This window comes from Shewanella sp. ULN5, assembly GCF_030731885.1.
Taxonomy (GTDB): domain Bacteria; phylum Pseudomonadota; class Gammaproteobacteria; order Enterobacterales; family Shewanellaceae; genus Shewanella; species Shewanella holmiensis.
In genome coordinates, this window is record NZ_JAPJEE010000004.1 from 72,541 (window position 1) to 91,766 (window position 19,226).

Annotated in this window: 15 protein-coding genes and 3 tRNA genes; 6 read left to right on the forward strand and 12 right to left on the reverse strand. The window is 42.8% G+C overall.

The window, feature by feature from the left end:
• Positions 1–17 precede the first annotated feature (17 nt).
• The 5 genes from oleD to ORI98_RS05525 all read right to left on the reverse strand — a co-directional run bounded on the left by oleD (position 18) and on the right by ORI98_RS05525 (position 6,615).
• A complete protein-coding gene (oleD, locus tag ORI98_RS05505) occupies positions 18–1,076 on the reverse strand; it encodes a 2-alkyl-3-oxoalkanoate reductase (protein ID WP_306134560.1) in 1,059 nt (352 codons plus the stop codon).
• Positions 1,076–2,773, reverse strand: a complete 1,698-nt coding sequence (oleC, locus tag ORI98_RS05510; RefSeq protein WP_306134683.1) for an olefin beta-lactone synthetase — start codon at positions 2,771–2,773, stop codon at positions 1,076–1,078. Before oleC ends, oleD begins: the two co-directional genes overlap by 1 nt.
• Positions 2,774–2,931: 158 nt before the next feature.
• Entirely contained in the window at positions 2,932–3,825 is an 894-nt protein-coding gene (locus ORI98_RS05515) for an alpha/beta fold hydrolase (RefSeq protein WP_261299442.1), read from the reverse strand.
• Positions 3,826–3,876: 51 nt separating this feature from the next.
• Complete coding sequence (locus ORI98_RS05520; protein ID WP_261299443.1) at positions 3,877–4,926, reverse strand: 3-oxoacyl-ACP synthase III; 1,050 nt, start codon at positions 4,924–4,926, stop codon at positions 3,877–3,879.
• 303 nt (positions 4,927–5,229) lie between these two features.
• Positions 5,230–6,615 (reverse strand): methyltransferase, encoded by a 1,386-nt coding sequence (locus tag ORI98_RS05525; RefSeq protein ID WP_306134561.1) that lies wholly within the window; start codon positions 6,613–6,615, stop codon positions 5,230–5,232.
• Positions 6,616–6,729: 114 nt separating this feature from the next.
• On the opposite strand from ORI98_RS05525, the gene ORI98_RS05530 reads away from it, so the two are divergent.
• Both ORI98_RS05530 and ORI98_RS05535 read left to right on the forward strand, forming a co-directional pair.
• Positions 6,730–6,954 carry a DUF1289 domain-containing protein gene (locus tag ORI98_RS05530; protein WP_306134563.1) on the forward strand — a complete coding sequence of 75 codons (225 nt, stop codon included), beginning with the start codon at positions 6,730–6,732 and terminating at the stop codon, positions 6,952–6,954.
• A gap of 35 nt (positions 6,955–6,989) precedes the next feature.
• Positions 6,990–7,205: a TIGR02450 family Trp-rich protein gene (locus ORI98_RS05535; protein WP_306134564.1), complete on the forward strand. Its 216-nt coding sequence runs from the start codon at positions 6,990–6,992 to the stop codon at positions 7,203–7,205.
• A gap of 123 nt (positions 7,206–7,328) precedes the next feature.
• Here the strand turns inward: ORI98_RS05535 and ORI98_RS05540 are convergent, their stop codons facing one another.
• Positions 7,329–7,682, reverse strand: coding sequence for a YajD family HNH nuclease (locus ORI98_RS05540; protein WP_188843541.1), 354 nt, complete (start codon positions 7,680–7,682; stop codon positions 7,329–7,331).
• A 109-nt stretch (positions 7,683–7,791) separates the two neighbouring features.
• The gene (locus tag ORI98_RS05545; RefSeq protein WP_306134565.1) at positions 7,792–9,759 is read right to left on the reverse strand and encodes a BCCT family transporter; all 1,968 of its coding nucleotides are present in this window, start codon (positions 9,757–9,759) and stop codon (positions 7,792–7,794) included.
• A gap of 315 nt (positions 9,760–10,074) precedes the next feature.
• Between ORI98_RS05545 and ORI98_RS05550 the strand changes: the two genes are divergently transcribed.
• The 4 genes from ORI98_RS05550 (at position 10,075) to panP (ending at position 15,714) form a co-directional block, all read left to right on the forward strand.
• Positions 10,075–11,226, forward strand: a complete 1,152-nt coding sequence (locus ORI98_RS05550; protein WP_306134566.1) for a sugar diacid recognition domain-containing protein — start codon at positions 10,075–10,077, stop codon at positions 11,224–11,226.
• A 154-nt stretch (positions 11,227–11,380) separates the two neighbouring features.
• Positions 11,381–12,742 carry a GntP family permease gene (locus ORI98_RS05555; protein WP_306134567.1) on the forward strand — a complete coding sequence of 454 codons (1,362 nt, stop codon included), beginning with the start codon at positions 11,381–11,383 and terminating at the stop codon, positions 12,740–12,742.
• 19 nt (positions 12,743–12,761) lie between these two features.
• Positions 12,762–13,928, forward strand: coding sequence for a glycerate kinase (locus tag ORI98_RS05560; protein WP_306134568.1), 1,167 nt, complete (start codon positions 12,762–12,764; stop codon positions 13,926–13,928).
• A gap of 145 nt (positions 13,929–14,073) precedes the next feature.
• Positions 14,074–15,714, forward strand: a complete 1,641-nt coding sequence (gene panP, locus ORI98_RS05565) for a pyridoxal-dependent aspartate 1-decarboxylase PanP (protein ID WP_306134569.1) — start codon at positions 14,074–14,076, stop codon at positions 15,712–15,714.
• Positions 15,715–16,338: 624 nt separating this feature from the next.
• Here the strand turns inward: panP and ORI98_RS05570 are convergent.
• From ORI98_RS05570 to uvrC, 5 genes are all read right to left on the reverse strand, one after another.
• Positions 16,339–16,424, reverse strand: a tRNA-Leu gene (locus tag ORI98_RS05570).
• 50 nt (positions 16,425–16,474) lie between these two features.
• A tRNA-Cys gene (locus ORI98_RS05575) sits at positions 16,475–16,548 on the reverse strand.
• 18 nt (positions 16,549–16,566) lie between these two features.
• Positions 16,567–16,642: transfer RNA gene (locus ORI98_RS05580), tRNA-Gly, on the reverse strand.
• A gap of 158 nt (positions 16,643–16,800) precedes the next feature.
• Positions 16,801–17,349, reverse strand: a complete 549-nt coding sequence (pgsA, locus tag ORI98_RS05585) for a CDP-diacylglycerol--glycerol-3-phosphate 3-phosphatidyltransferase (RefSeq protein ID WP_261299452.1) — start codon at positions 17,347–17,349, stop codon at positions 16,801–16,803.
• A 44-nt stretch (positions 17,350–17,393) separates the two neighbouring features.
• A complete protein-coding gene (gene uvrC / locus ORI98_RS05590; protein ID WP_306134570.1) occupies positions 17,394–19,226 on the reverse strand; it encodes an excinuclease ABC subunit UvrC in 1,833 nt (610 codons plus the stop codon).

Below are 19,226 nucleotides of genomic sequence, written 5' to 3' on the forward strand. Positions count from 1 at the left end.
TATGGATGTTTTACCGATTATAAAGATTGCTTTAGGCGTAACATGCCTTCATCGATTGATACCAATGGCTGATAACCTAAGTCTTGTTTCGCGGCACTAATATCAAAATAGTGGCTGGTTGATAACTGCTTAGCCACAAACTTTGTCATGATGGGTTCTTCGGCTTTATTTAATGCCAAATAAACCGACTCAAGCAGTGCTCCAACCCCATAAGCTAATCTTGCTGGCACACGTTTGGTTACCGGCGGTAAATCGACACAGGCTAATATTTTATTGAGCATTTGTGCCATGGTAATAGGTTGGTCATTGCTTAAAAAATATGCTTTACCTGCAGATTTAGCCACAGAGGTTAAATCAACCGCCGCAAGAATATGGGCATAGGCCGCATTATCCACATAAATGGTATCGACTAACTTATCCTGCTTACCTACCAATTTTAATCGCCCTGCTTTGGCTCGCTCAATCACCCGAGGCACCAAATGAGGATCATTCGGCCCCCAAATAAGATGTGGCCTTAAGGCGGTGGTTTTTAAACTTGGGCTGTTCGCCGCAAGCATGCTTTTTTCAGCAATCGCTTTTGACTCGCCATAATAATTCAAATACTGACCAGCATAGGGCGCTTGCTCATTGATACCATTTTCGTCTTGGCCAGCAAACGTCACACTTGGGGTGCTGGTATAAATTAAATATTGAATATTTAAACGCTGACAAGCCTTAATAATGTTATTTGCGCCGTCAACGTTAGGTGAGAAATAGCTTTGCTTACTGCCCCACACTCCGGCCTTAGAGGCGACATGAAAAACCAAATCACAACCCTGCATCGCCGCTGTGACTTGCTCAGCGTTAGCAATATCACCTTGAATAACCTGCACGCCCATTTGAGTTAATTGGGGGTAGTCACTTCTTGCAAAGCCGACTACGGCAATACCCGCTGCAATTAGTCGTTTGCAAATGGCAAACCCTAAAAACCCTCCTGCCCCAGTAACAAAAGCCTTAGTCACCTTTTGGTTAAGTTGATTGAGTGCAACTTGTTCTTCAATAGGATAATCACTCAGCATAGTGTGTTGTTCAGCCATTATTCTTTCCATTGCTTTTGAGCCCAAACGGCTAATTTTTCACGAAATATTTTAGCATTATGACGCACATCAACCGGAAATTCTGGATGAATTAAAAAGCGGCTTATCCCCTGGGTATGTGGATGGGCATTAGCAAGTTCGAGTAAGGCCTGATAAAGCACTTTTGAGGTAGAGCACACCACCCCTTTATGCAGTTCGATACACACTAAAGGCAGTACGTTGCCATCAATCGTCACTGGCACTAATGCTGAACGTTTCACTTGCTCATGGGTATTAAAGACTCGTTCACAGGGTATTGAAAAATAACGTTTTTCAAATTGCCCTTTTACATTTGCATCCACACAGTGGGCTTTGCGGCCACACATCCACAGGTGGTTATTCTCATCTAGATAACCAACATCGCCCATACGGTGGCGCATTTGCGTGCCATCTGGTATTTTTGCTCCGGCGGTGGCGCTATCGCGTTGATAGTAAGCTTGGCTGACCATCGCACCTTTAACCACAATTTCACCAATATGGTTTACAGGTAAGCTTAAATCGTCTGTCCAGTGCGCGATAGGTTGCTCAACGATATCAATTATCGCTATTTCAACCCCCTCAATGGCCTGCCCAACACAAATGCCTGCGCCTTGATCGGTTTTATCTGTGGTGGTGAATAATGCGCTACTGGCAATTTTACTGATGGGTAACGACTCGGTAGCGCCATAGGAGTTAAGCACTTCGACGTTAGGCTCAAGCATTTTACTGAAAAGTTTAATCGATGAAATGGTTGCTGGCGCGCCGGCTGAAATTACCCGCTTTACTGAAGTCAGCTTATGTTGAGTTTGCTCTCCCGCCTGCCCTAATCGCTCAAGTAGTGCAGGGTTAACAAACATATTACTGCATTGATACTGCGAGATTGCGGCAAATAAGTGTTTAGGCTCCGCGGTAATAGGTTTGCTGGCATCCATATCTGGCACAATTGACGCCATGCCTAAGGCGGGGCCAAATAACGAAAACAGCGGAAAAGTCGCTAGATCGCGCTCGCCAACATTAATGCCGTAATCGTATTTTAAAGCACTGATTTGCGCTTCAAACATTTTATGGCTGTATACCACGCCTTTGGGCGTGCCGGTACTGCCGCTGGTAAACAGTATGGCGGCCATTTGGTCTTCGGCTAATTTCACCATAGGGTAACGATTGTACTGGGTACCATTAATTTGTTTTAACGACTCAATACTAAGGCACCCCGCCAGCCAGCGTTGAATACGATTACCGCCGACATTAATGCAATACTTAACAGAACCCTTGCCCCAGCCAAGCAATCGCCTGGCAATGTGAGCTTTGGGGATGCCGATAAAGGCATCGGGTTTGGCTTCAATAAAGCATTGTTTTAAATTGCTAACTCCCATGCCTGGATCAACTAAAATGGGAATGATTCCGGCTTTAAACAGCGCAAAAGTGAGATTAAAAAAAGCGATACTAGGCGTCACCATTAATACCGCTTTCATACCTTGCTTAATACCTGCGGCATTCAGTTTATAAGCCAACTCATCAGATTGCTTATCGAGTTCGGCAAAGGTTAGCTCTTGATACTGATATTGTCCGTTATCTTTAGCCTGTTGTACTGCAACTGCTAATAAATCAGGGCTATGCAGAGCAGCATTCACGAGATGCTGACACAAATTAGCATATTCAGTTACTGCGTGGGTTTGCATGTGCTGATCAGCAGTGGGATCAGGTAAAAGTGTTGAATGAGTCATAAATAGCTAAGTTACTTAATCAAAGTGGAATAAAAATAATGCCAATTAAATCAATTTGCCGTAATAAATGGCAAAACGCCTCAGTCTTTAATAAAAAAGGCTCCGAAGAGCCTTTAGTTTTGCTTGATAAAACCTTGAATCAGCCCAATCACATCGTCACTGGCATCTTCTAAAATATAATGTCCACAGTCTGCAAACTCATGAACTTCCGCATGGGGCATACGCACTCGCCACTCTGCTAAAAAATGTTTATCAAACACAAAATCTTGTAAACCAAAACAAATCAAGGTGGGCACATCCGCAAACTTAGCTAGGCTATCACCAATGTCGGTGACTAAATCAAAGTTACGGTCACCTGGCTTTAATGGGATATCCTGCACAAAACGGATTGTAGAAATACGATTTTTCCACGAATTAAATGGCGCAACATAGGCTTCACGCACGGCTTTATCCATGGGTTTACGCTTAACACCCACGTAAGACGCCGCTGAAGAAAATGCATTTAAACCACGCACTAATAAGGTGCCTAACAAGGTTTCACGGCAAATCCATAAGGCCCAAGGAAACGGTTTAGACTTAGGTAAATGAAACGCTGCGGTATTCAAATACACTAGGCGCTTAATGCGCTCAGGGTGACGTGCAGCAAATCCTGTCCCGATCATCCCGCCCCAATCATGACATACTAAGGTGATGTTCTCAGTAATGCCTAAATTGTCTAATAGGGCTTCTAAATCATCAATACGATTGTTTAGGGTGTAATCATAATCGGGATCGTTGGGTTTGTCGGATATACCACAACCAATATGATCAGGCACAATACACTGATGGTTAACACTAAGCGCACTGACTAAATTGCGAAAGTAATAGCACCAGCTTGGGTTACCATGAACCATAACAACAGGTTCGCCCTGGCCTTCATTAATATAGTGTAACTGATGGCCATTTCTATCTAAAAAATGGCTTTCAAATGGCAGTAATGACTGTAACTGTTGTGTGTGCGACGTCATGATGTGTCCTATTGAATATGTGTTATTTTTTGTTCAATTAGTAAGGGAGTGTTACCACTTAAGCCCTAACATCATGCAGTTCAAACCACTGCCTATTCCTAAAAAGCTGACCTGATCGCCTTGACGTAAAAAGCCAACATCGTGGGCAATAGCCGCCGTTACGGGTAACGATACTGTGCCCATATTGCCAAGGGTTTGGTAGGTCGGATATTCTTTTTCTTGTGGAATATTTAACGCGCTAAGCACCTGTTTACGGTTTGACGCGCCAACCTGATGACAAATGACTTTATCAACTTGTTCCACTACCCAATCACGCTGGGCTAAAAAATGGTCCCAGGTGTGCTTGGCTAAATCAACGCCTTCTTTTAATAAAGTCACGGCATCGGTTCGCATAAATTCACGGTACAGCATATGACCGGCTTCTTGTAAGCCCCATTCACATAGGTTGTGATGCTCGGGTGCCGATAAATGGCTTGCGCCAAGAAGTTGATGTTGGCGAGTGTTTTTAAGCGATAAGCTGCCATCGGTTAAAATTACTGCGATAGCACCTGAACCACCGGTTAAGGTTGCCAATGACTGAGCAAAATTTTGCATTGTCGGTTCAGCTAACATGTGATCAATAGTTGCTTCAACAATATCGCGAGCGGATTCACATGACACCACCATGCCGGCTTTAATTTGACCAAGCTCGATACGATTAGCGATGTCTAAAATACCCGATAACACACCAAGACAAGCATTACTGATATCGTAAATCGCGGTATCTTTTGATACCCCAAGTTCAGCGGCTATTCGACACGCGGTTGCAGGTTCGTGTTGGTCTCGACACACACCTGTGTAAACCACAGCACCTAAGTCACTTACGTTAATGCCTGTTTCGTTCATCGCTTTGGTCGCCGCAGCAATAGCACCGTCTGATAAACGATATCCTTTTGGCCACCAACGACGCTCAGTGATCCCCGTTAAGGCAGCAAGTTGCCCCATAGGAATACGAAACTTTTTATATAAAGGCGCAAGACGAGATTCTAGATCTAGACTTGAGACAACTTGAGGTGCTAGCTCATAAGCTAGGCTATTGATAAACACACGAGAGTATTTCATTAAACCATTTGTTCACTTTTACTCAATACCACTCAAACTTGGATTTATTATCCAAATCAAAGGATCATTTTGACCTAAATGTCGTTACATTGACATCGCTGTTTGGCGGTTTGATTATTGTAATTCACTATTAGCCCGACATTTGAACAAGAATGGCTTAAAACTGCAATAAAAAACCGTTAAAACTCGGCGGGTTTTCGTATTTAATTATTCGATTGTTGTGCGTTTTGTTTTCACTAGATAACTGAATCAATCAGATTTTTCTAAAATAAAACAGTCTAAACAAAAGCTTAATAGTAAAATTTAAACCAAATGTATTTTCTCGGCATGGATTAAGGCATTTCTTGGGGTGATTTCACTTGCGCAAAAATCAGTCAACTTTACGTGATAGTGATGTTCAATTAAGTAGCAAACTCTGTCGAGTAATAACCATTGCTCAATTGCTTGTCTAAATAGGTGCCTGACTAGATCAATTCGTTGGGTCAGCTTTTGTCGTATTTTTCCTTGCTGAAGATAATCGTCATAAATCACATTATCAGGCAACACTAGCTGCTTTTGCGTCGCAGCCCATCGGCAAAAATCTTCAAAGCTACCACTTAATTGGCTTTGCTTTATGGTCGGTACGGGTAAGTATTCGTCGCACTGACGTATCACCCGCTGCAAACTATCAAAGCCTAAGCGCCACATGACTTCTTGTTTACGTAGGGCATTTTGCCTATCGTTAGCTATCACGCTTTGTTGTAATGGTAGTTGTAGATCATGGCGTGACAACTGAAAACGCGCCGCTTTAGCGCTCGCTGAAAGGGGTTGATATTCATGACTTTGGATCAAATGATAACAACAGGGTGAAATGGATAGTTTTTCTGTTCCCACCTCACTGGCTATACGTATTAATCGAACATGCAAATCACCACAGGCATGCAAGGCTACAGCATGTTGAGGCTGCTTAATTGGCAAAGCGTTGTGGTCTTGGGCTAAATCGGCAAAGGCATCTGCACACACAAATTTTTGGGCCAGCTGCCATTTATCAGCAAAAGTTTGACCTTGCTGACACAGCACTTGCTGCCACTCTAAACTTGTCACTTTACGATCTTGGGTTTTGGCAATCAATCTGCCTAAGTGCCCTTTGCCTGCGCACCACTCAAGTATGGGTAGCTGGCTATCATCATGGCTAAATACCTGCGCTGTAAACGCGGTAATTTGTTGCCACTTACGCCCTTTTATGTGGGCGCTAAAATGACTTAATCCAGCATCATCTAAAGATACGTCGGCTTGCGTAGCAAGACTTTGGTTCATCTTAGCGCCAAGCAGAGGTAACAAATCAGTAATGTTAGCTTGAGGTGACGCCTGCATGTCTTGCTCAAGTGATGGCAGTAATAGCGCTAACAAAGTGTCCGGGGCATTATCGAGTGCATCGATATTTTCATCGGCTATGTTAGCCACTGTATCAGCCAATAAAGGGAAGCGTTGCTGCCAGGGTAGTTGCTGACAATCAAAGGCTACAACTTGCCATAAGTCTTGAGTCGCGGTGAGTAAATTTGATAATTGCGACAAACGCTGCGCATAGGCGGCTTGGTTATGGTTATGGTGATGAGACTGAGAGTGCGGTTCTGAATCACCAGTTTGCGTTAACGCATTATATTGACTTAAAGGTGTACTGGGCGTCGTCACTCGTTTTTTTTCAGCCATGATCAAATAAAACACTTTCAATTGAATATGCGTAATTGTAACAGCTCAATTTTAAACATGATAATATTGAGCCAATAACCCGAAGTTAAACGTATCACAAATAGGTAAATGCAAATGCACTCCCCTTGTGTTGCCCGATGTGGCCTAAATGAAGATGATTATTGCATGGGCTGCTATCGTCATATTGATGAGATTGTCGTTTGGTCATCTGCCAGTGACGAGCAAAAAAAACATATTTTGGATCAGCTTGAAGCCCGAAAAGTGCAATTTTCGGATAGCGAAAATAACCAGACATTGTCTAGAGCTAAATGGCTTGAAGCTGAAAAAAGACTTATTTAAACATGTGTTATCACGTTTAATAATCAGGTGTCTCGATGAACAAAATTAATCCGGCTAAGTTACTCAACAGTAAGTGGACAGCTGTGAAACCGACAAATAAAGAAAAACATTTTTTGGTCACGGATATTGAGTTTGATGAGCAAGGTGTTGTGTTGAACTGCGAGATAGAAGCGGTGATGTCAAAACGGGTTATACCAATAAACTGGCAAGAATTAACCGATCCCCTGCGGTGGATTCAAGGCTGGAAGTAACTCGCTTTAGGCCTGATGTTCACCTGAACCGCCTCCGATTTTGCACCAAGAATCAAAGTAAGTAAACACACTTCAACCGGACGAATCACTTGTGTTGAAGTGTGCAAAAGCAACAAATTAATACTATTTTTTCATCATCGCTTTCAGATCAGCAAACGGGTTATATGTTGCTGCATCTTGTTTAGTTTCTGTCGTGCTACCGTAACGAATAAGCTCTTCAAAACGCGAATGCTCATTATCATGACAATATAAACACAATAGCTCCCAGTTAGTGCCATCAGATGGGTTATTATCATGATTATGATCTCGGTGATGCACTGTTAATTCACTCAAATTTTTATGGGTGAACTCGCGAGTACAGCGGCCACAAACCCAAGGGTAAAGCTTGAGCGCCTGTTCACGATATCCCGTTTCACGCTTGGCTTTGTACTCTCTTGCTTCCGCCAATACTTTATCTAATTTGCTCTCGCCAGCCATGTTTGCCTTAACCTCACCACCAAAAAATTACCCCAAGGATAATAAGGCTTATCGCTTGGGGCAATGAATTTGTTTTGCTAATGCACAAAAGCGCATTATTTATCGTCTATTAATCGACAAGTTCCGCATGGGATAAATGCAAATAATGAAGATAGCGTTCATATTGGGTCACAATATCCGCGGTGATTTGATCTTGGGTATAGCCCATCACATCATACTGTTGACCGCCGTGTTCTAAAAACACTTCAACGCGATAATAAGCCTGTTCCGAGTCGATATTTTCTTCGGTTGTTCCTGTCACGGTAAACGCACGTAAGCGAAGACCATACACAAAAGACAAAGGATCGTCTGGGCCAATAACCAAACGCACTCGTTCATCTTTAAAGATGATATCGGCTAACTGGCCTTTTTTGATTAGCGTCGCCCGCACCTCTCTTAATGCTGGCTGCGCTATGGTATCAATAAAGGTTTGTGCGTCTTCTCGGGTAGGCATCGACACCAAAACATCAAGCCTATCTTGCCAGGTCATATTGGCTTTAACATATTGCACGCTGGTATTGTGTGATTGCACACTGTTGATTTTCAGCCAGTCATCTTTTAACGCTTTATACAGGCCGGCGCACATTAATAACATCACAAGTAAAAATGGCATCGCACTGGCTATTGCTGCGGTTTGCAGTGCCTGTAATCCACCTGCTACCAATAATACCGATGCCACAACGCCTTGCAATACCGCCCAAAATATCCGCTGCCACACTGGGGCATTGTTATCGCCACCTGAAGTGAGGTTATCAATAACCAATGAGCCTGAATCAGATGAAGTTACAAAGAATGTCACCACCAAACATACTGCGATGATCGACAACACGGTCGAGAATGGCATGTGCTCAAAGAACTTAAATAAGGCAACCGAGACATCACTCGATACCGCTTCTGATAAATAAGTCGCGCCATGATTCGCGATTGCATCGATTGCCGTATTACCAAATACCGTCATCCATAAAAAAGTGATAGCAGAGGGAACAAACAATACCCCGATTAAGAATTCACGGATCGTTCTACCACGACTGACGCGTGCAATAAAGGTACCCACAAATGGTGACCATGAAATCCACCAGCCCCAGTAAAGCAAGGTCCAGCCACCAATCCAATCATCCTTTTGCTCATAAGCATAAAGATTAAAGGTTTTACCGACGATATCACTTAAATATCCACCGGTATTTTGCACAAAGGATTGCAGTAACATCACCGTCGGCCCAAGTAATAGCACCGATAACATCAATAAAAATGCCAAGCCGAGGTTTAATTCGCTTAAGCGCTTTACGCCTTTATCTAAACCTGAAAAAACCGATAAGGTGGCAATAGCGGTAATAATCACAATTAACACCACCTGCACTGTGGTGTTGTTAGGCAGGCCATCGATCAGATAACTCAGCCCTGAATTGATCTGCAGCACACCAAAACCTAATGAGGTTGCCACACCAAACATAGTGCCCAATACTGCAAACGTATCTACCGCATGGCCAATCGGCCCATAAATTTTCTCACCGATCAGCGGATATAACGCTGAACGCGGTAATAACGGTAACTTATGTCGATAAGAAAAATATGCCAATGATAATGCCACTACGGCATAAATGGCCCAGGCATGAATCCCCCAGTGGAAAAAGGTAATTTTTAACGCATCTTTCGCCGCTTGGATTGATTCTGGTGTTGCATCCGGTGGAGCCAAATAATGCATTACCGGCTCTGCCACGCCAAAAAACATCAGTCCAATCCCCATACCGGCTGAAAACAGCATGGCTATCCAACTTTTATAACTATAATCGGGCACTGCATGTTCAGGCCCCAATTTGATGTCGCCAAAGCGGCTCATCATCACAAAAATGATAAACACTAAAAAAATTGCAACGCCTAATATATACATCCAGCCCGCTTTCACTTCTAACCAGTGCTGAACTGATTTGAAGAATTGGCTAGCTTCTGTCGGCACTATGGCACATAACAAAACCATGGAAGCGATAAGAATAACTGAAGAGAAAAATACTGGCGGGTTGATACTTGTCTTAATAGACATAATGTCTCCCATAAAAACAGCGAGGTGCACTTGTTCAAACTAGTAGTTTTATTAAATTTATCGATAAGTTTAATAAGTAGTATTAATTAAAAAAGCACAAAAAATAGCGTGTAATACTAGCATAAATCTACAACCTTAGGGGCAAAGTATGTCGATTAATTTGATCAAAATTCGATGTTTTGTGTCTTTAAACATATTCAATGGCTGACGCGGCCAACACTAAACCCAAACTAAGCGCTTGACATCATCAACATATACAATTTGTGCAAATGCTCATAAACTGCGTATCTAACCTATCAATCAAACCGCATTCTTATGTTCCAACTTAATCATGCCCTAGCGCAGAAAATTGTTAACCGCACCATGAAGATCATTGGGCATAATATCAATGTGATGAACGCACAGGGCGTCATTTTAGGTTCTGGTGATAAGTACCGCATTGATACGGTACATGAAGGCGCATTACTGGCGATAAGCCAAAATAGAGATGTGGCCATTAACCATGATGTTGCCTCGAGTCTGCATGGTGTTAAACCCGGCTTAAATTTACCACTGCATTATCACGGTGAAATTATTGGGGTTATCGGCATTACAGGCCAACCTGAAAGTATCAAGCAATTCGGTGAGTTACTGAAAATGACCGCTGAAATGATTGTCGAGCAAGCAACATTGCAACAACAACTGCAATGGCAAAACCGCCAAAAAGAAGAATTTATCTTACAGCTGATAAAAGCAGATACCACCAGTCTTCCAAACCTGAAGCAATGGGCATTACAACTTGATATCAATCTTGATAAGCCGCGAGTGGTAGCGATTATTGAGATCGCTCCCAATCAGCAACAACATCAACACAGTGAAACCTTAAAACAAATCATGTACCTGCTGCAAAATCCAGATAGGGACAATTTAGTTGCGATGACATCATTAACGCAATTAGTCATTTTAAAACCTGCTTTTCTGGATGGAAAACAATGGAACCCTGAGCTAGAGAACCAACGTATTGATAAATTAATGCAGCGTATACCCGCCAATATGCAGCTGAATTTTACCATTGCATTAGGTCATTACTTTACCGATGAGTTAAGCATTGCGCACTCTTATTGTACCGCCCAAGAAACCCTTGCTATCGGAAAAAAAATTCATCCCAATAAATCAAAATACCTTTATGAAAATTACAGCATCCCGATTTTAATGGCCGATTTTCGCCACCACTGGCTCGGAGACTCTTTAGTTGCGCCCTATTTGAAACTGGTGAAAGTTGACAAAAACCAGCAATTACAAAAAACTTTAGCCGCCTATATCACCCACCTCGGCAATCAAAAATCCTGCGCTGAAAGTCTGTTTATTCATCGCAATACATTAAGATATCGATTAGACAAAATAACCCAAATCACTGGCATTGAATTGCATCAATTTCAGGGCTTACTTAGCTTGTATCTAGGACAATTAATTCACTCATCGGGATAATCAAGGTTCAAAAACACAATAATTGTGCACTTGCACAATTCAATGATGATATTTAGTCAATTATCTTGTACTTAGGCACAAAGTATTCTGCTTATATTTAAACAATAATAATCCACCCTCAATAGCGACACTAAAAAAACCAAGAGCCTACACTATGAGCATGATATTGATCCTAATCGGAGTCATCGCATTTATTGTTATTGCGACCTCTAAATTTAAACTCCATCCTTTTCTTACTTTAATTCTCGCCTCATTTATTGCGGCATTTGCTTATGGGTTACCCAGTGGTGACATAGCGAAAACCATCACCGCAGGATTTGGTGGGATATTAGGTTACATTGGACTGGTCATCGTACTAGGCACCATTATTGGTATTATTCTTGAAAAAAGTGGCGCGGCTATTACGATGGCTGATGTGGTAATTAAAGTGCTCGGCCAACGTTTTCCAACGCTAACTATGTCTATTATTGGTTACATTGTTTCTATTCCCGTTTTTTGCGACTCAGGTTTTGTGATCCTTAATTCACTAAAACAATCGATGGCCAATCGAATGAAAGTGTCGAGCGTGTCCATGAGTGTGGCACTTGCTTCAGGTCTTTATGCGACGCACACCTTTGTTCCCCCGACGCCAGGTCCCATTGCTGCTGCAGGAAATTTAGGCTTAGAGTCACAGCTTGGATTAGTGATCGCTGTGGGTGTATTTGTCGCGGCTATAGCGGCGTTTGCTGGAATGCTATGGGCAAATCGTTTTGCTAACGAGCAACCAGAAGGCGAAGGTGCCGAAGAACTCAATACGCTTAAGCAGCAAGATTACGAACAGCTAAAACAAAGTTATGGCACACTGCCTAGCCCAATAAAGGCCTTTGCACCTATTTTTATTCCCATTTTGTTGATTTGTTTCGGATCAATTGCCAACTTCCCGTCAAAACCCGTTGGAGAAGAGACTCTATTCGACATCTTAATGTTTTTAGGTCAACCAGTTAACGCGCTGATGATTGGATTAGCCTTAGCATTACCACTGTTAAAATCAGATGAAAAAGTCAAAGAATTCAGTGACCGTATCGGCCAAGGCTTAGTGGTTGCCGCACCTATTCTACTCATTACCGGCGCAGGTGGTGCATTTGGTGCCGTACTTAAAGCGACTGAGATTGGTACCTATTTGGGCAGCAGTTTATCGGCATTAGGCATTGGTATTTTCATGCCGTTTATTGTCGCGGCGGCGCTAAAGTCCGCTCAAGGTTCATCAACGGTTGCATTAGTTGCCACATCGGCATTAGTCGCGCCATTGCTTGGCGATATAGGCTTAGCAAGTGAAATGGGACGAGTATTAACCGTGATGGCTATTGGCGCTGGCGCGATGACTGTCTCCCATGCCAATGACAGCTTCTTCTGGGTAGTGACTCAATTTAGCCGAATGAGTGTTAAACAGGCATATAGAGCACAAACCATGGCGACCTTAATTCAAGGCGTTACGGCGATGGTTGTCGTTTATCTTCTTAGCCTAGTGTTATTGTAAAACAGCATAGAGAGCCCATATGAAAATTGTTATCGCCCCCGACTCCTTTAAAGAAAGTTTATCGGCAATGGAAGTTGCTGAAGCTATTGAGCAAGGCTTTAAACAGGTGTTCCCTGATGCCGAGTATCACAAAGTTCCCATGGCCGATGGCGGTGAAGGTACGGTTCAGGCCATGGTCGATGCTACTGCGGGGGAGATCATTCATTTAAATGTTCAGGGGCCTTTAGGCAATATCGTGCCCGCCTTTTATGGCATTTTAGGGGCAACACACAATACGCCTAAGACAGCCGTTATCGAAATGGCTGCTGCATCGGGTTTGCATTTAGTTGCCCGCAATGAGCGCAATCCACTCATTACCAGCTCTTATGGTACAGGTGAGCTAATTAAAGATGCATTAAACCGAGGGATCAGGCACATCATTATAGGATTAGGGGGCAGCGCCACCAATGATGCCGGCGCAGGTATGCTAAAAGCCCTCGGTTTTTCTTTGGTTAATCATGCAGGTATCGCCATTGATGATGGTGGCGCGGGGTTAATAGATTTAGCGAAAATAGATGATTCTCAATGTCACCCTCACCTTAAAGAGTGTCAATTTGATATTGCTTGCGATGTCGATAATCCTTTGTGCGGTGCCAAAGGCGCGTCGGCCATTTTTGGTCCGCAAAAAGGCGCGACTGCACAGATGGTCACACAACTTGATGACGCGCTGAAGCACTTTGCACAGCGGGCTTATCCGCAATGGAACAATAACCAAATTGACAACATGCCGGGAACTGGCGCCGCAGGTGGAATGGGGTTTGCTATAGTCGCGTTTTTGAAAGGGCGACTCAGCCCTGGGGTTGCCCTAGTGGCAAATGCGGTTGGATTAGCTGACGCATGTAAAGGCGCGGCACTGGTCATTACTGGCGAAGGCCGAATTGATGGTCAAACCGTCTTTGGTAAAACGCCTATGGGCGTGTTGCAAACGGCGCAGCAATACCGTGTCCCTGTAATCGGGATTGCAGGCTGCTTGGGTGATAATGCTAATGCGATGCTCAAGCAAGGGATGACTGCAATATTTCCTATTATTCCTGGTATTGCAACCTTAGAACAGGTGTTGGCTGATGCTGCAATCAATTTAACCAATACCTCTGCAAATATCGCAGCATTAATTAACGTAAATATGTCACGCTCACGCCCAAGTTAACTCGCCAGCATTGACGATAAAAACTTGAAGCAAACTAAGCCATAAAGTAAAGTTAGCCCCTTATTTCGTCAATGGGTATAAGTCGAGATTTCATCAAGCACTTATACTCATTGAGGCGCTTTTTTTATTATTACGGCAAGCCTAAATGACCTCAAATACACCCCGTCAAGCAGATGCATCTGAGCAAAGCTTACTGCGCATTTTTACCGTGCCGGAAGATGCCAACTCCACTTTAAGCATCATTGAACAAAAGCTTTCGCAAGATCTAGCGGGTTTTTTAGGTAACAGTATTGCCGCATTAGAAAAACCATTATCTGAAATCGAAACAGATTTTAAAGCATTTGAAATTCCTGCAGCACCGCGTTTTGTCTCTGATTACACAGATGAGATCATGCAAAATTTAGTGGCTCACTCAGTGCATACATCAGCGCCAAGCTTTATAGGCCATATGACATCAGCACTGCCCTACTTTGTGTTGCCGTTGTCAAAAATGATGGTTGGCCTCAATCAAAATTTAGTCAAAATAGAAACATCAAAAGCCTTTACCCCGCTAGAGCGCCAAGTTTTAGGCATGATGCATCATTTAACCTATGGCCAAAATGAACATTTCTATCAGCAATGGATGCACAGTGCTAATCACTCGTTAGGGGCTTTTTGTTCGGGTGGGACTGTTGCAAACATCACTGCGTTATGGATAGCTCGTAACCGTGTACTGCAAGCCGATGGCGACTTTAAAGGCGTTGGGCGTGAAGGCATGCTTAAAGCCCTACGTCATTATGGCTATGATGATTTAGCCATTTTAGTGTCTGAACGAGGTCACTACTCGTTAGGGAAAGCCGCGGATTTACTCAGCATTGGTCGAGATAATATAGTGAGTATTCCAACTGATGAAAACAATAAAGTCGATGTGAATGCCATGCGTGATGCCGCGTTAGCGCTGCAACAACAAAATATAAAAGTGATGGCAATTGTTGGCGTAGCAGGTACAACAGAAACCGGTAGTGTTGACCCGCTGTGTGAATTAGCTGCACTGGCCGCCGAACTGGATTGCCATTTTCATGTTGATGCCGCTTGGGGCGGAGCGAGTTTATTATCAAATAAGTACCGTCATTTACTTAAGGGGATTGAATTAGCCGACTCGGTGACTATCGACGCCCATAAGCAAATGTATGTGCCTATGGGCGCTGGCATGGTGTTGTTTAAAGATCCAGAGTTAGCCCACACCATAGCGCACCATGCGGAATATATTTTACGTGTCGGCTCAAAAGATTTAGGCAGTCAAACCCTCGAAGGTTCACGTCCTGGCATGGCGATGCTTGTACACGCTTGCCTGCAAATAATTGGTCGTGAAGGTTATGAAATTTTGATTAATAACAGCTTAGAAAAAGCGCGTTATTTTGCTCAGCTCATTGAACAGCATTCAGAGTTTGAATTAGTCACTCAGCCAGAACTGTGCTTACTGACATATCGGTATGTCCCTCAGTCCGTACAGTTAAAGCTGACAGAAGCGATTGCTGACAACAACTTTGTAATGGTTGCCAAAATTAATGAGCTTTTAGACGGTTTAACGCAATTCATTCAAAAGCATCAGCGCGAGCAAGGTAAATCATTCGTATCACGCACTCGTATTCGTCCTGCAAGGTATCAAAGACAGCACACAACCGTGTTTAGAGTCGTACTCGCCAATCCATTAACTAGCCATAATATTTTGGCTGACGTGCTAACCGAGCAAACCCAAATAGCCCAATTAGATAATGAGTTTTATCCGCAGTTATTAGCGCTATAGTTTTTTGTTGCAAACTAAAAGCCTCAACAGATTGTTGAGGCTTTTTTTATAAAAATAACCTGTACTAATAATGAATTTCTCGCCTGATTTATCAAGCGCCAGCGATTCTGCGTTTTCAAAGAGTCGACATCAGGCATAAGAATATTGCAGACATAAAAAAGCCCCGACGCAATGTCGAGGCTTGTTTATCCATCACTCAATTTCGATATAAATATCAATGTGAGCCTAATAATGGTACCCGAGGCCAGACTTACTCTTGTAGACAAAAAGTGGCACGCTTATTTTTTTAGTGCGCCAGCGATTCTGCGTTTTCAAAGAGTCGACATCAGGCATAAGAATATTTCAGACATAAAAAAGCCCCGACGCAATGTCGAGGCTTGTTTATCCATTACTCAGTTTCGATATAAATATCAATGTGAGTATAATAATGGTACCCGAGGCCAGACTTACTCTTGTAGACAAAAAGTGGCACGCTTATTTTTTTAGTGCGCCAGTGATTGTGCGTTTTCAAAGAGTCGACATCAGGCATAAGAATATTGCAGGTATAAAAAAGCCCCGACGCAATGTCGAGGCTTGTTTATCCATTACTCAGTTTCGATATAAATACCAATGTGAGTCTAATAATGGTACCCGAGGCCAGACTTGAACTGGCACGCTTATTCAGCGAGGGATTTTAAATCCCTTGTGTCTACCGATTCCACCACTCGGGCAAAGTGTTGTTTTAACCGCTTTAACATCAAAGCCATTAAACGCAATTTAGTGGAGGCGCGACCCGGAGTCGAACCGAGGTCGACGGATTTGCAATCCGCAGCATAGCCATTCTGCCATCGCGCCACAATGTAAATAAGGATTTGGAGCGACATATCGGGTTCGAACCGATGACCTATACCTTGGCAAGGTATCGCTCTACCAACTGAGCTAATGTCGCGTAAATCTGATTAACTCGCTTTAAGCATCAAGGCTGTCTGGCTGTTAGTCTCTTGTCTACGGGGGTGCATTTTACCGATTTCATCCCCCGTGTCAATTGCTGTTTTTATTAAAACTTATCGTTTGCGCACTTAATAATCTTATTGAAGTATTTATGTGCTATTCCGCGGTTAAATCTTTCCAAGCCGCTGAAATGTAACTTATCATCGACCAAAAAGTCAGCAAAGCTGCCACATAGAACAATACATAAGCCACATTGGTTAAGAATGGCGTGGGTTGCCAAATTAAGCCGACAATAGCAACCATTTGAGCGGCGGTTTTATATTTGCCAATCCACGACACGGCAACCACACCGCGTTTGCCTATTTCAGCCATCCATTCTCGCAATGCAGAAATCACAATTTCGCGACCAATCATAAAGAGTGCGGCTAAGGTTAAATAAATATTATCATTCTGCTGAACCAGTAAAACCAACGCAGTAGACACCATCACTTTGTCTGCTACCGGATCTAAAAATGCGCCAAAACGAGTTAATTGGCCAAGCTTTCTTGCAGCGTAACCATCTAATGCATCTGTTACTGCGGCTAACCAAAATACAAATGCAGCAGCAAAAGGTGCCCAAGTGTAAGGAAGATAAAAGAAAAATATAAATACTGGCAGAAGCACTAAACGAAATAGTGTTAATGCGATAGGTAAATTAAACGGCATAAATAGACCAATTATTCAAAAGCAGCGCCAATCTTGCCTTAATTTTAGCCCCCTCGCAATGAGTCATGGATCGTTTGTGCCATTTCTAAGCTAATTCCGGGTACTTTTGCCAATTCTGTAACACTGGCATTCTTAACTTCCTGCAGTCCACCTAAATGTTGCAACAAAGCTTTACGTCTTTTAGGCCCAACACCAGCAATAGATTCTAAAGTTGAGGTATTGCGTGTTTTTTGACGTTTATTACGATGACCAGTAATAGCAAAACGATGGGACTCGTCTCGAATATGCAGAATTAAGTGAAATGCTGGTGAGTCACTGGCGATATCAATGATTTCTTCTGAGCCGCCAATCACAAACGTTTCAAGACCTGCTTTACGTCCTTCACCTTTTGTCACTCCGACAAGCAGCGGCGGCTTCATTAAATGGGCACACTTTTCATCAACAATGCTCTGGGCAATGCGTAACTGGCCTAATCCACCATCAATAAACACAATATCTGGCACTTTGCCGCTGTCATCAATCTTATCAAATCGACGATTTATCGCCTGCTCCATTGCGGCATAGTCATCTCCGCCAGTGATATCAGTAATATTGTAACGACGATAGTCCGCTTTATGTGGACCTTCACGATTAAAGACCACACAAGAAGCAACCGTGCTTTCTCCCATGGTATGACTAATATCAAAACACTCCATACGTTTAATCGAAAAAGATAACTCGAGTGCTTCTTCTAACAAACTAAAACGTTGCTCAATAGTATTTTTGTGCGACAGCTTAGTGACAACCGCATTGGTAGCATTTGTTAAGGCTAAACGTAAAAAGCTGGCCCGTTCACCACGCACTTGAGTTTTGATGGAAAACTTTTTTTGCAGCGCTTGCTCTATCGACGCAGCCGTAATGTCCATTCCCTCAAAGTCGTGGCTCAGAATAACTTCTTTAGGAATGGTGCGCTGTACATCTTCATTTAAATAAAACTGGCCCAAAAATGATGATAAGACTTCATCAAGCTCAGTTGCCACCGGCACGCTTGGGTAATAACTACGACTACCAAAAATTTTGCCATCACGAATAAACAACAAATGAAAACAGGCGATACCAGAGGCAAAGTGAACACCTATCACATCCATATCGCCTTTTGCGTTAGACACTTCTTGTTGCTCGCTAACTTTACGTAATGCACTAATTTGATCGCGATATTGTGCTGCCTGTTCATAGGCCATATTAATGGCTGCTTGCTCCATTTTATCCACTAAGGTAGTAATAACCTGTTGATCTTTACCCCTTAAAAATAGCGTGGCTAATTTAACTTGTTCTTGATAATCCTCATCAGACACTATCCCAACACAGGGAGCGCTGCAGCGTGATAATTGATATTGTAAACAAGGGCGAGAGCGAGATTTATAATACACATCATCGCATTGTCGAATCGGAAATAATTTTTGCATCAAATTCAAACTTTCACGCACAGCACCGCCATTGGGATAAGGGCCAAAATAATGGCCTTTTTCACGTTTAGTGCCGCGATGATATGCTAATCGAGGATGCTGGTGTTGACTTAATAATATGTAGGGATATGACTTATCATCACGCAGCAATACATTGTATTTAGGCATGTATTGCTTGATATAGTCATTTTCAAGGATAAGCGCATCGGTTTCACTGTGGGTGACGGTAACATCGATATGATGAATATTGCTGACCAGCGCTTGAGTTTTTACATTAGGCAAGTTTGAACGAAAATAGGACGTTAAACGTTTTTTAAGATCTTTTGCTTTGCCCACATAAATCACTTCATCTTGTTTATCATACATACGATAAACACCTGGTGATGAAGTGACTGTTTTTAGAAATGATTTGGCTTGAAACGTTTCAGTCAT